Origin of the sequence: Aeromonas sp. 603079 (assembly GCF_049172135.1) — a bacterium.
Classification (GTDB): domain Bacteria; phylum Pseudomonadota; class Gammaproteobacteria; order Enterobacterales; family Aeromonadaceae; genus Aeromonas; species Aeromonas veronii.
The window spans coordinates 102,869-116,167 of record NZ_JAAKPX010000003.1 but is presented as its reverse complement, the minus strand read 5'-3'; the positions used below and the strand labels follow the sequence as shown (position 1 = coordinate 116,167).

Annotated in this window: 13 protein-coding genes; 5 read left to right on the top strand and 8 right to left on the bottom strand. The window is 57.6% G+C overall.

The features are described from left to right. The first annotated feature begins 4 nt into the window (after positions 1-4). A complete protein-coding gene (locus tag G5287_RS02845) occupies positions 5-481 on the top strand; it encodes a hypothetical protein (protein ID WP_421230773.1) in 477 nt (158 codons plus the stop codon). On the opposite strand, the gene G5287_RS02840 is transcribed toward G5287_RS02845, so the two are convergent. After that, positions 459-905 (bottom strand): hypothetical protein, encoded by a 447-nt coding sequence (locus G5287_RS02840; protein ID WP_270817206.1) that lies wholly within the window; start codon positions 903-905, stop codon positions 459-461. The genes G5287_RS02845 and G5287_RS02840 overlap by 23 nt on opposite strands. After that, positions 892-1,659, bottom strand: a complete 768-nt coding sequence (locus tag G5287_RS02835; protein WP_100645977.1) for a hypothetical protein — start codon at positions 1,657-1,659, stop codon at positions 892-894. Before G5287_RS02835 ends, G5287_RS02840 begins: the two co-directional genes overlap by 14 nt. A gap of 157 nt (positions 1,660-1,816) precedes the next feature. On the opposite strand from G5287_RS02835, the gene G5287_RS02830 reads away from it, so the two are divergent. Further along, positions 1,817-2,662: a DUF1194 domain-containing protein gene (locus G5287_RS02830; protein WP_421230772.1), complete on the top strand. Its 846-nt coding sequence runs from the start codon at positions 1,817-1,819 to the stop codon at positions 2,660-2,662. 217 nt (positions 2,663-2,879) lie between these two features. On the opposite strand, the gene G5287_RS02825 is transcribed toward G5287_RS02830, so the two are convergent. From G5287_RS02825 to G5287_RS02815, 3 genes are all read right to left on the bottom strand, one after another. Continuing rightward, complete coding sequence (locus tag G5287_RS02825; protein ID WP_421230771.1) at positions 2,880-3,668, bottom strand: HNH endonuclease; 789 nt, start codon at positions 3,666-3,668, stop codon at positions 2,880-2,882. A gap of 85 nt (positions 3,669-3,753) precedes the next feature. Further along, on the bottom strand, positions 3,754-4,776 hold the full coding sequence (locus tag G5287_RS02820; protein ID WP_108539686.1) for a restriction endonuclease: 1,023 nt from the start codon (positions 4,774-4,776) through the stop codon (positions 3,754-3,756). Between the two features lie 404 nt (positions 4,777-5,180). Beyond that, on the bottom strand, positions 5,181-6,596 hold the full coding sequence (locus G5287_RS02815) for a GumC family protein (RefSeq protein WP_421230770.1): 1,416 nt from the start codon (positions 6,594-6,596) through the stop codon (positions 5,181-5,183). 157 nt (positions 6,597-6,753) lie between these two features. Here G5287_RS02815 and G5287_RS02810 point away from each other — a divergent pair, with 157 nt between their 5' ends. The 3 genes from G5287_RS02810 to G5287_RS02800 are packed head-to-tail and all read left to right on the top strand — an operon-like array spanning position 6,754 to position 9,738. Next, positions 6,754-7,881: a glycosyltransferase gene (locus tag G5287_RS02810; protein WP_421230769.1), complete on the top strand. Its 1,128-nt coding sequence runs from the start codon at positions 6,754-6,756 to the stop codon at positions 7,879-7,881. Positions 7,882-7,912: 31 nt separating this feature from the next. Further along, positions 7,913-9,106 carry a glycosyltransferase family 2 protein gene (locus G5287_RS02805; protein WP_042083499.1) on the top strand — a complete coding sequence of 398 codons (1,194 nt, stop codon included), beginning with the start codon at positions 7,913-7,915 and terminating at the stop codon, positions 9,104-9,106. Next, positions 9,103-9,738 (top strand): sugar transferase, encoded by a 636-nt coding sequence (locus tag G5287_RS02800; RefSeq protein ID WP_005333398.1) that lies wholly within the window; start codon positions 9,103-9,105, stop codon positions 9,736-9,738. The genes G5287_RS02805 and G5287_RS02800 overlap by 4 nt, the downstream gene beginning before the upstream one ends. A 296-nt stretch (positions 9,739-10,034) precedes the next feature. Here G5287_RS02800 and G5287_RS02795 read toward each other — a convergent pair whose 3' ends face one another. The 3 genes from G5287_RS02795 to G5287_RS02785 form a co-directional block, all read right to left on the bottom strand. Then, a complete protein-coding gene (locus G5287_RS02795) occupies positions 10,035-11,036 on the bottom strand; it encodes a glycosyltransferase family 4 protein (RefSeq protein WP_421230768.1) in 1,002 nt (333 codons plus the stop codon). 80 nt (positions 11,037-11,116) lie between these two features. Beyond that, complete coding sequence (locus tag G5287_RS02790; protein ID WP_421230767.1) at positions 11,117-12,607, bottom strand: SpoIIE family protein phosphatase; 1,491 nt, start codon at positions 12,605-12,607, stop codon at positions 11,117-11,119. Between the two features lie 23 nt (positions 12,608-12,630). Beyond that, on the bottom strand, positions 12,631-13,299 hold the full coding sequence (locus G5287_RS02785; RefSeq protein WP_317115164.1) for a capsular biosynthesis protein: 669 nt from the start codon (positions 13,297-13,299) through the stop codon (positions 12,631-12,633).

Here is a 13,299-nt window from a genome sequence, read left to right as displayed (position 1 = left end):
GCGTATGGCCAACCAGATTCCCCGCTCCACAGCCAAAGACAGCGCCCTGCGCCGCCTGTTACCCCTGATGCTGCCGTTGCTGATCCTCACCGGTTGCGCCCGTCAGGAGCCGGTCAATGAGACCCTGCCGATCCTCAACCAGTTGCGGGAACAACAGCTGGCCGAACAGCCCCAACTGCAACTGCAGTATCAGCAAGCGGAGACACAACTGCCGGCGGATCAGGAGCAGCAGCTGCATCAGTTTTTGGGACGCAAGGATCCGGCCCGGATTGCGCTGGTAAGCGGCCCCGGGCTGCAAACCGACATGCTGGAGAGTGCGCGGATAGCGAGCGTGCGGCTGACCGCCCTCACCCGCTTGCTTGGAGCTCGCGCCATTGAACTGGAGCCCCGCTATGACCCCATGCTGGCCCCCAATACCTTGCTGATCCGCATTCTGCCAAACGGTGAACCGGGGTCGGTCACCCCAGCGGCGGCGCAATAAGGCCGAGGCAAGAGGTTGGCAAAGCCACCCGATAGAGGGGATAAGGGGTCAGCCCCCACAACTTGCGCCAACCCTGGGTCAGACGGTAAGAGAGCAACGGTGGACTCTGGTGCAGCTCGCCTAAAAACATCACCCCTTGGCTCATCCCTTCACCCGCCAGCGTCACTGACATCGCCTCGCTATCCGGCGCCACCAGCATGGCCTGCAGCAGGCCGTCACAACGGGGATGGGCAAGCTGATAGCTGACATAGGTGCCGCCCAATACCGGCGTAGCCACCCGCAAGCGCCATCCCAGCTGGACCAGCTCCAGCAGCATGGGCTTGGCCCCCTCGTTAACTGCCCGGTTCTGATAACGCCAGCCCATGGCGGCAGCACTGAGCAGCGCCACCAGCAACAGCAGCAGATACCCCCTAGATAGATGCATCACGGCGCCCCCGGATAAAGAGGATGGTCATCACCAGCAACATGATGGCCCACTGGTAGAGCTGGGCCAGCGAGCCGGTATGCAGCCAGCCATACCAGCGCAGATCCAGGCTCATCAGCACCAGCCGCAGCTGATTGGCCCCGATATAGAGCAGGCAAACCAGCAGCAACATGGGCCACTGCCGGTAGAGGGGCCGATCCGGCGCCAGCCAGCAGCAGGAGACCAGCCAGGAGAGCACCACCAGATAGAGTTGAGAAAACGAGGAGCACCCCTTGAGCACGATCAGCGCATGGCCCCCCAACCGCTCGATGCGATTGCCATCAAGGCGAGTCTCCCAGCCAAGCAGTTGCAACCATTGGCCTACCCCCCAGGCATCGAGGGCCAGCACGGGGCCGGAGAGCAGGGCAAACACCTGCTGCCCCCACAACACCGCCACGGTAAAGGCGAGCACAATCTGCAACACCGCCCGCTCATCGCCACTCTGATGACGGCGCCACAGCGAGGCCACCAGCAACAGACAGGCCAGCGCCTTGCAACTGGCGCTGGGGATCAGGATCAGCAGGATAAAGAGGGCGAGCGCCAGTGGATGCGGGCGCCAGCTCGGTGCAACCCGCGATGCAATTTGCCACCAGATAGCAATCAGCAACACCACCAGCAAGTTGAAGTGGCCCATATTGAGCCACACCATGCCCCACTGATTGGCCAAACCAAGTAGCAGCCAGTTGGGTGCCCACTGCCAGGGACGGATCTCCATCGCAACTCCTGCCGGTTATCAGCGCTTTTGACCGCTGTCGCAAGTTCCATGCCTGCCCGCTCTCACCCGGACCAAGCCAAGTCAGAGGATGCAACAAAGCTGGCACGCTTTATTCATTCCCCCTGCTGGCACTAGCGCCAGGGAGAAGGAGTGAGCAATGAAACTCAAACCGTTGGCAGGGCTGCTGGGGATGTTATTGGTAACCTCCCCCGCATACGCCTTGACCGAAGTCGATACCGAACTGCAACTGCTGATGGATGTGTCGGGCAGCGTCAGTTCATCGGAATTCAATCTGCAATTACAGGGGTATGTGGACGCCTTTTACAGTCAGGATGTACAAAGCGCCATCCTCGACACCAGTGGTGGCAAACTCGGCTCCATCGCCGTACAGATGATCATGTGGAGCAGCAGCAACCAGCAGAGCGTGATGACTGACTGGTTCCACCTCTACGATATGACCTCCATCAACAACTTCGCCGCCACCCTGGATGCCCTGGTCCGCCCCTATGCGGGGATGACGGCCCCCGGTTCGGCCATGGCCTTTGGTGCCCAGCAGTTTGATACCAACAACTACACCGCCGCCCGCCAGGTGATGGATGTGTCAGGTGACGGTATCCAGAACAACGGGCTGGATACCTCCACCGTGCGGGATCAACTGCTCGCCTCCGGCATCGACACCATTAACGGCATCACCATAGGTCAGGACTACGCCGATGGGGTGTTGCAAGAGTGGTATGTGGAGAACGTGGCGGGCGGTCAGGATGCGTTTGTGATCAATGCCACCACCTTCGCCGACTTTGGCAATGCGCTGGAGCTCAAACTGGCAGCCGAAATTGAGGGGGGCATTATTCCGGAAGGGGCACTGGCCGCCCCCATCGAGGAGATCCCGGTGGCCGCCCAGCTGCTGCTCGGTATGCCGCTACTGCTGGCCTGGCGCTATCAGCGCCGTAACCAAGGACGCCTGCAGCCCGCCAACGGGCAACTGGCACCCGCCATTGGCTGATTTATCACCCCGTGTGTCGCGATTAGGGAGCTATGGCTCCCTGATTTTTTGCCGAGGCTAAGGCCTGTCTATCCTAAATGATCAAAACCTGAGTGATCACTATCTGACAACTAAGTTATTGTCGATAAGGTGCCTACATATCTCCCCCAACACAAGAACCACTTTGGCTACTGTGAATTAGGAACGCTACACGTTGAAATTCCTTTCGAGACATATACTAAGAATTTCCTGTGAGTGCTTTTTTAAGTTTTTCTAACGGCATTGCTGGTACTTCTCTGTGAATCATTGCGTGACAGTTAGGACATAATGGAATTAAATCTTCGATCGGATCGACTTTATGAACCCCATTCTTCAATGCTAAGTCTGATCGATGATGTACATGTATGTATTCTTTACCGATAAATCCATATTTTCTTTCCATGTTAATCCCACAAGCAGCACAGGTATATCCGTAATGCTCGATGCATTTTTGCCTTGCTATTGGGTTACGCTCGATCGCTGTTGATGATACTGAAACTCGTGCACCCTCAACAAGTATCATTTCCCCAGCACTAGTAGATAAATGACAACTTGCTAGTGTCCAACGAATGTTTTGCCCCTTCTGCACATTTGCGCCACATTCTTGCCACAATTTTTCAGCATCGATTTCAGTAAGAATTGCCGAACGTTGATGCATATATCCAAGGATAGGTTCATTCATATTAAAAAAGTAATCCCCTGATATCTCAAACACACAATTACGCCGACTATGAGCATTAACTATAACAAAGTCACCTATCTCCATTTTTCTATAAAGATGCCATAGACTTGGCCCACCTAAATGGGCATTACCTAACTCAGGATATTTCATATTAATTAAACTTGTTATTTCTGCTTGATTGCCTGGGTTAATCTCCGATAGATCTCCAATATCCGACCAACCAATTGCAATACAACCTACATCTTTCATGAGCTCGATTGATTCTAATGCATTTTGGTGATGCGCTATCAGACGCCATATATTCATACACATCCCTCTACACTTATAACCTACAGCCAAGGAGCTAACAATATCAAGAGTTAGCGATTACTCTTAATGTATTTTTGGTGAATCACTCCCCCATAAATACACCACGGCCTGTTTTTTTAAGCTCTTTCAGCCAACTCATTACTGTATCTCTATTGGCTTCGCGAATTGGATATTTTCTGGCCTTGCAAACCTGGCTTGCTCCCGGAGAAAAATATGATGTAGTAACAATCACCCCACTACTTGCATTTTCATCCACAACATCAGCCCATAATGATTTGACAAGAACTTTATCAATTTTAGACTTAGTACGCTTACATTGGACTAAGGTTACAGGAGCGAGACTTTTATTATCGACCTGACCCCAAACCCTAATATCAACGCCCCCATCATTTCTTCCCTCACCAATCTCTACTCTGTAACCAGACCTTTCAAAGTACTCTGCAGTTAGAGCCTCAAATTTTCTCCAATTCATACTAGATAACTTGTCTGGATTCTCTGCCAGATAATTTATATACCTCTGATCCAGAAAACGTCCATACATTGCGTTGAGAGACTCACTTTCAAACAACTCTTTTAGTTCAATTGGAGATTTCCATTCCATAACTCTTGCACTAAGCCAATCCCAAGGACTAGCTTCCTCACTATCCTTTATCAATTTTACCAATCTTTGGCTAATAGAACATGCCATAACCCCATATTTTTCTTTTATTTTTATAAAAAACTGTTGCTCGTCAAAGTTATCAAATATGGATTTGTGGCCTCTATCGAAGTGGTTTTCACCCAAATGCTGGAGCACTTGTTGAAGTAAAAATTGCTGCTCAGGATTATTGAGAAACTCAAACTTGAGAAGTGTGGGACCATGCCCAACAAATGGTTGTTCTATGACCCCCAGTCGGCACAAGATAATCTGAAAGGAATCTTCAATCTGATCTGTCGGTATACGCACAAGTTTTTCATTATCATTTTTAATAATGTTCAACAAAGGATCACTCTTATCTAAAAGATCGACCATTTCGTCTCTCGAAAGAGCCAATCCAGATTTGTATCCAACGCGGTCACTTAAAAACGAAGTGAACGCTGTATTTGTTGTTACCCATTTACCCATTTTATTTACCTAGAGAATTGATTAGAAAAACTATAAATATGTAAGCAACCCCTTACATCTAGCCTCACCAAAACAGTGTCTTACCAACATCAATAAATAACTTAAATAACGATTTCAGAGCCAATCAGCTCATAGTTTGTTCATGAGCAAATAAAAAGTTGCATTAGCTTTACCACTACCATTAGGTAAGACTACAGTCAAGAAACTAAAATAGAAAATGCAACATCTATCACCCTTGCCAAGAAATAATAAGATAAGTTGCAGTATGTAATATAAAGCAACACCCATCTGTTATAGGCAAGTAACAATAAATAGTTAGCCATCTGTGAGATATAAAAAAGGCCTTATCACAAGGCCTTTTCAGAAATATCCAGATTCCGGCTGGCAGCCTGCTTTGACGGCAATCACCCCGGCTCTGGTGACAAGGGCAGCACCTGCCCATCCAGCGCATGATCACTATTGGATGGATAGTCCGGCACCGGCTCGCAGTAGGGAATGCGGCTTAGCACCGGCGCCTTGACCAGGGCGGCCAGCTGATCGGAGCGGCGCAGGCTGGCATCCGCCAGTTCGGCCACCAGCGCCAGACCGCAGCCCAGCCCCAACCCGCCAACAATGCCCGCCAGCAAAAACAGCCAGAGCGGGTAGTTGCTCGGCTTGCTGGGGGCAAAGGGTTTGTCGATCACCTTGATCCGCTCCCCCTGCTCGAAGTTGCCCAGATCGCCAGTCACCTTGGCCTTCTCATAGCGCAGCAGCAAATCCTGATAGAGGGTGCGTTTGACCGCCAGATCCCGCTCCAGCTCGGCGAGCTGGCGTTCGGTATCGCCCTGGGAGTCGACCACCTTGTCCAGCCCATCCAGCTGACTCTTCAGGCCGGCGGTGTTTTGCTCCGCCTCCGTCAGCTGCGTCTGGGCCAGCTGCCACTCGGGCCCACGGGCCATATCCGGCTGGGATTTGAGCTGCTCGAACTCCTGCTGCAACTGGTCAATCTGATAGCGCAAACTCTGCACCTTGCTGTGCTCGTCGCTGTAGCGGGCTCGCAGCAACACCAGCTCGGTGCGCATCAGTTGCAGCTTCTCATCCAGTTGGCGGGCCAGCTGGCTCTCCTGCCCCAGCGATAGCTGATCGACCCGGGCCTTGGCCTGCTGCAAGGTGATCAGGCTCTCGGCATAACGCTCCTGCAAACCATAGAGACGGGCGACGTTGGTACTCTGCTGCTGGGGCAAGGCACTGGCATGCTCCCGTTTAAAGTCGGCAAGCAGCTGCTCGGCCGCTTGCAGTTCGCTGCGGCGGCTGTCGAGCTGACTTTGCAGGAAACGTTCGGACGATTCCGCCGACTGGCGCCCCTTGCTGAGCAGGTTGAAGAAAAAGCGCCGCGAAATGGCTTCGAGCAAACCGGCGCTGTTGGCCGCCGAATCCGCTTTTACCTTTATCTCGATCACCTCATCGCCAATCAGCCGCAGCGAGACGGCACTCGAGAGCCAGTCCATAATGGCATCGCGCTGAGCTGGGGGGGTCTCGTCATTGACCAGGCCACGATCCCGCGCTACCCCGTCCAGCACATAACGGCTGCGCAGCAGGGCTTCGAGCACCGCAAAGCGATCTTTCAGGCTCTCCTGAGTGATGAGGTCTTTGAGGGTCGGGGTCTGGTTGGCATCTTGCGGCACCATAAAGGTGGTGCGGCTCTCATACTCCTTGGGGGTGAGCAGGCCGACCGTCACGCCCACCAGCGGCATCACCAGCACCGGGATCACCAGCAGATAACGACGGCGCCAGGCGGCAAAGAGAATGATGTAGAGGTTGTAATAGAACTGGACAGGCATGGCATCACTCCCTGAGAAAGGCCCTCCCCCCGCACGATGCAAAGGCAGTGCCACCAGAGGAGCTGATCGCCTCTGTGAGCAGATCGCAAGAGTGGTACAAGATTCGCATTCTCCCGCTATCCGGGGTGCCACCCCTTCCCTTGCCGGAGCGCGAACCATGTTGTCATCAACCCCGTCGCACAAACCCCATCCCCGCGGGAACTCCAGCGCCCAGCCTGTCGTACAGGTCGTGCAGCACCTGCAGCCCGGCGGGCTGGAGACCATGGTGCTCAACCTCACTCAGGCGAGCCCTGCCGAGCAACCGGTGCATATCATCTCCCTCGAAGGGCGCAAAGGGGATGTACTAAGTGCATGGCCCGCCCTGCATCCCTTCGCAGGCAATATTCACTGCCTGGAAAAGCCCGCGGGCTGGTCGCTGGCAACCCTCTGGCGGCTCACCCAGCTGCTGCGCCAACTCAAGCCCGTCGCGGTACATACCCACCATCTGGGGCCCATGCTCTATGGCGGTCTGGCCAGTCGGCTGGCCCGGGTGCCCACCCTGGTACACACAGAGCACGATGCCTGGTATCTCGATGATCCCCATCAACGCACGCTGGCCCTGTGGGGGCTGCGCGCCTTCAAACCCATTCTGGTGGCCGATGCCACGCCGGTGGCCAACCAGCTGCTGGCCAAGCTGGGCCAGCTGTCGCCAACCGTGATCCCCAACGGCATCGATGAGCTGCGCTTTGCCCCGGGCGCCGCCGCCCTCGCCCGTCAGGAGATGGGATTGCCGCAAGGGGTCAAGTTGATTGGCTGCGCCGCCCGCCTCGAGTCGGTCAAGGGACATACCTTGCTGCTGGAGGCGATCCGCACCCTGCCGGAGGAGGTGCATCTTGCGTTGGCAGGGGTCGGCAGTTTGCAAAATGCGTTGCAACAACAGTGTCAGCAGCTCGGGGTCGCCCATCGGGTCCATTTTCTCGGGCTGGTCGAAAACATGCCGCGCTTCTATCAGGGGCTGGATCTCTTCTGCCTCCCCTCGCTGGCGGAGGGGATGCCGCTCTGCGTGCTGGAAGCACAGGCGTGCGGGGTGCCGGTGGTGATGAGCGACGTGGGGGCGGCCAGAGAGATCGTCTGCCAGGCCAGCGGTCATATCCTGTCGGAGCGTGATCCCGGCCGCCTTGCCCAGCTTCTGGCACAAGGGTTGCTGCAGTGCCATAGCCTGCGTGCCGTCACCCGTGAGTTTGTGTGCCAGCAAAGCAGCTTGAGCCGGATGGCTCAGGCCTATCAGCAGCTTTACAGCCGCTGATCAAGCGACCCGATGACCAGAGGAGCATCCCATGGAATGGATCATGATCGTGTTCTGGCTGTGCGCTGTACTGGTGGTCTACCACCATGTCGGCTATCCCCTGCTGCTCAAGTTTGGTGGTCGGCAGGCGCGCAAGGTAGCCAATCCACCGCGCCCTCTGGATCGAGGGTTCAAAACAGAGGCCGCCGATGAGGCGCTGCCGACCATCACCCTGTTGATGCCGGTCTACAACGAGGCGGCGACCATCGCGGCCAAGCTGCAAAACCTCGCCAGCCTCGATTACCCCGCCGACAAGCTGTGGGTGCATGTGCATTTCGATGGTTGCAGCGACAACAGCTACCCCATTGCGCTGAGCCAGCTCGGTGATCCCGCCCTGCAGCAGTTGCAGATCAGGCTGTTTGATCACCCCCGCAATCGCGGCAAGGTCGCCGTGCTCAACGAGGCCATGACCCGGGTGCACAGCGATCTGGTAGCCCTCACCGATGTCTCGGCCCTGCTGCCCATCGACAGCCTGCTGCTGGCGGTCGCCCATTTTGCCGATCCCAAGGTAGGGGTGGTCGGGGAGGCATACCGCTTCTGGCAACCGGGCTCACAGGGCGAGGAGAGTTACTGGCACTATCAAAGCCAGATCAAGCTCTGCGAGTCGGCCCTTGGCGGCATGCTGGGGGCCCACGGGGCCTTTTACATGATGCGCCGGGAGTGCCTCACCCCGCTGGCCGCCGATACCATCAACGACGATTTCATCCTGCCGATGCAGGCCATAGCCAAGGGGTATCGCGCTGTCTATGACAATCGCTGCGCCGCACTGGAGCTGGAAGTTTCCAATGCCGCGCTGGAGGCGACACGGCGCAAGCGGATCGGGGCCGGCAACACCCAGCAGCTGCTGCGGTTGCTGCCCCTGCTGCACCCCAAGTTCGGCTGGGTTGCCTTCAACTTTGCCAGTGGCAAGGGGCTGCGGGTGTTGATGCCGCTCTGCCTGACCCTGCTGTGGCTCTGCGCCATCCCGCTGGCCACCCAATCCCTGCTGTTTCAACTGCTGCTGGGGCTGCAACTGCTGGGGTATCTGCTGGTCATCTTGATCCAGCTGACCCCTGTGCACCCCTGGCCCAATCTGTTTCGCAAGATCCACTATCTGGTACTCGGACACTGGTACAACGGCATGGGCACCCTGCGCTACTGCCTGCGCGCCCCCATACGTTTCATGTCACAGGAGAAAGCCGTATGACACACCCCATTCCAAGATTGACCCTGGTGGTCAAACGCAGCATGGATCTGCTCGGTGCCACTCTTGGCCTGCTGCTGACGCTGCCACTGTGGCCGCTGATCATGCTGGCCATCCGGCTCGATAGCCCGGGGCCTGTGTTCTTTCGTCAGCTGCGGATCGGGCGCAGCCATGCCACCCATACTGAGCTCTTTTTCATGATCAAGTTTCGCACCATGCGCGCCGACGCCGAGGCGGCCACCGGGCCGGTCTGGTGTGGCAAGGGGGACAGCCGGATCACCCGCAGCGGCGACTTCCTGCGCAAAACCCGGCTCGATGAGCTGCCGCAGTTTATCAATGTGCTCAAAGGGGAGATGTCGCTGATCGGCCCCCGCCCGGAGCGACCCGGGATCGCCAACCGGCTGGAAGATGCGGTGCCGTACTTTATCGAACGCACCTATGAAGTGGCCCCCGGCATTACCGGTCTGGCACAGGTCAACCAGGGTTACGACGAGTCGCTCGATGATGTGCGCAGCAAGTTGGCGTTCGATCTGGCCTACTCGGTCGCCCTGCTCCACCCCTGGCGCTGGCTGGTGCAGGATGTGCATATCATCGGCAAGACGATCGCCATCATGGTTGGCAAGAAGGGGCGCTAATCCCGCCGCATCCCGCCGCACAACCTCAACCACATCTCAACACCCATCAGGCCATTGTCACTGCAATGGCCTTTTTTATGGCGCATCGTTGTGGCACGTCCGCGGTGATCACCGAGAAGTCAGCGACCTGATCGCCATCATCTGGCCCCATCCACAGGCCTGATGTCCGCTTGCCCCCCGCAGAAACCCAAGCGTTGCGTGATCACAGAAGCAATCCGCCCCCTGCTACCTCTAACACCGGCACATAAAAAAACGAGTAGCCAGCGGCCACTCGTTTTGACAGGTTTCTCCGTGATTCAGGCGCCGTAGACGGCCAGAATATCGGTCACCCTGTTGTTGACGCTGTACCCTCGGGCTATGGTGTTGCGCGCCGCCTGACTCATTTTGCTGCGCCCCCCCCCATCGCTGCGCAGCCAGTAGTTGACCAGCTCCGCCATATCCCGCACATGGCCGGGCTCCACCAACCAGCCATTGGATTTATGGTCGATCAGATTGACCAGGCCCCCCACCGCAAAGGTACAGACAGGTATGCCGTGAGCCATCGCCTCCAGGGCCACCAGCGGCAACCCTTCAAAGCGGGAGGTGATGCAGAGCAGGTCGATGTTGTGCCACTCATTGGCCATGTTCTGGAAACCATGAAGCTGGACGCGATCACCATACTGCTGCAACAAGCCGCTTTTCATGGGGCCATCCCCGTAGAGATGAAACGCCCCCTCCGGGCAGAAGGCGGCCAGCTGGCAGAACGCCTCCGGCCCCTTTTCCGGCGAGAGGCGGCCGACAAAGGCAATCCGGTTGCCAGTTACCGATGCCGGTGTCGCAGGCATGGGGACAAAGTTGCTGATCACCGTGCTTGGCACAGGCAATTTGCGAGCGATGGGCTCGCTTACTGCAATACACTTCGCAAAACGCGCTGTGGTGCGATCCAGCCAGCTGTAAAACTTCAGCAAACCTTCCCCGTCATCCCCGCTGTGAAAGGTCGAAACCACCGATTTGCCGGTGAACCAGGCCGTCAGTCGCCCCAGCACCCCGGCCTTGTAGCCGTGGGTATGGATCAGCACAGAAGCCGTCTGGCGGGCCAGACGGCGCATAAAATCGCGGCTGTTTTGGCACACCTCGTAGGGCAAGCCCTGTTGTTTGAGCAGGGTCGTAAAGGGGGTCATGCCGTGGTTGCTCACCAGCACTATGGTGGGGCGAAATCCCCTGGCCAGCAGATCGTTGGCGAGATGGATAATGTGAACTTCTATTCCACCGACCTGACGCGCATCGATGGCCAGCCAGATCTGCTGCATGGGTAACATAGGCACCTCCTCCCGTGGCTCCATGCCACCAGAAATGAGGCGCTGCATAGAGCGGGCCAGTCAGGCAAAGAGGGGCTGGATCAGGCACCGGGACAGGCGACCAGCAGGAGGGTCATGTCATCGAGGGCGGCATCATTGATGCGCTCATCAAACCAGCGGGCAATGCGATGAGCCAGTTGCTCAAGACCGGGCCCCGAGGTCAGGCAGATCTCTTTTAGCTGCGACTCCCAGCGCTGGCGCTCTGCGGCATCACGGCTATCGAGCAGGCCGTCGGTCCAGAACAGAAGGATCTCGCCGGGCTTGAGCTGACGCTCATTGGTCACGAAGTGGGGATCCGGGCGCAAACCGGGCAAGGGGCCGGTCACGCCGACCTGACGGATGGTGCCGGGCCCGACCAGCCAGGGCGCAGGGTGACCCGCGCTGGCCCACTGCACTCGCCCCTCGTTGCCGAGTTCAATGCAGAGGGTGGTGAGCAGGGTAGCCCCAAGGAGCGGATCACTGTGAACCGCATTGGACAAGATGGTCAGCAAGCGGGCGGGGGCGCGCTCCAGATCGTGGGCGGTCAGCAAGCCGCGCAGATAACCGGCATAGGCATGGGCAAAGAACTTGGCTTCCGCATCGTGGCCCATCACATCCCCGAGCCACAGCACCCGATCCTTGACCAGCAGAAAGTCCCCGCCCCCCACTGTAGCCGCGCGGGTTTGCAACGCCAGCTGGTATCCCCCTATGGAGGTGGCGGGCAATAACGGGCGCAGCGCCGAGGTCATGCGCTGATCCAGCTGCTCGCCCCATTGTGACTTGAGCTGCTGTGAGCGTTGCAACACCCGCGAAACCGCCAGCAACAGATCCTGCTTGGTGATGGGCTTGACCAGAAAGTCATCGATCCCCAGCGCCCCCGCCCGACTCTGGGTCCACTGATCCTGATGACCGGTCAGGAAGATAAAGGGCACCCCCTTCATCTTGGGATCCTTCATCAACTGCTGGCGCAGCCCAAAGCCATCGATCCCCTCCATCTCGATATCGGAGAGCACCAGCGCGGGGGGCTGCTTTCCGAGCGCCAGCAGGGCGGCATGGGAGTCGGCATAACTTTCAACCCGGTAGTGCTCATGAAGGTAGGCGGTGAGCAAGGCACGCATCACCTTGTCATCGTCGATCACCGCGATCACCGGCAGTTGGTTGACTGGGCCCTGCTGGCGAAGGGTCACGTGATTGCGCTCACCGTTGCGAGAGAAGTGCACCTCGGCAAACAGCTGGTGCACCAGCGCCAGCCCGTATCCCCCTTCCTGCAGCTCATCGGGTAACGGCGCACTGGCAAGACCGGGTTGCGGGCCGCCATCATCCTCCAGTATCAAACTCAAGCCCGTTTCATCCTCTTTCAGAGTGAGCCAGAGCCGGGTCGCGGGAGGCGCTGTGTGCTTGACGCTATTGGTGGCCAGCTCACTGAAACAGAGCAGCCAGTTGGCTTGATCCTTTGGGGAGACCTGAAACAGGGAGAGTCCCTGCGCCAGCCGGTTGCGCAGTTCGCGCACCGACTGCAGGGTTGCCGGAGCAGATCGCAACCAGTCATCCATATCGGGCCTCCATCAGCGGGCGATCAGATCCGGAAATTGAGCAAGGCGCTGCGCCGACACCAGCGCTTGAGCCATTCGGTCACCCGGTTGCTGGGCAGCCGGTTGAGCTCGCGCAGGATCTCGCTGGCCAGCCCCGGGTTGAGCTTGTCGTTATAGACAGCGCCAATCAGATTGGCATCGGCACGGGTCAGTTTATCCACCGCACTTTGTACCACGGTCGTCGGCGTCACTCCCGCCAGCACCACCAGCAGCGCCCCTTCACAGGCCCCACACACCTGATCGGCCGGAATATTGCCCCGATTGAGGGCGGTGAGCGGTGAGGTATCGAAGATCACCACATCGTAATGTTCGAGCCAACGAACCAGCAGCTGACGCAAGGTATCCTTGTTGCGAAAAGCCATCAGATCCTTGCCCGGCGCCGGGAGCAGGGACAACGACCGGCCAGTGGCCACCGGCTCGGGCACATCATTGGGACCCCAGGCAACCGCCGTGGCGCGGCCGGGGTGATAGAGATTGAGATCCACCAGCAGGGTGCGCAGCCCATCCGCCTCCGAGCGCCTGGCCAGCGCATCGCAGATGGAGCTCACCCCCTCTCCCCCTTCTGACGAGGTGACCGCCAGCGAGCGGATTCCCCGGGCGACCGTCGCCGCGTAGAGGGATTCGAGCTCCAGATATTGAATGGGGATGCTCAT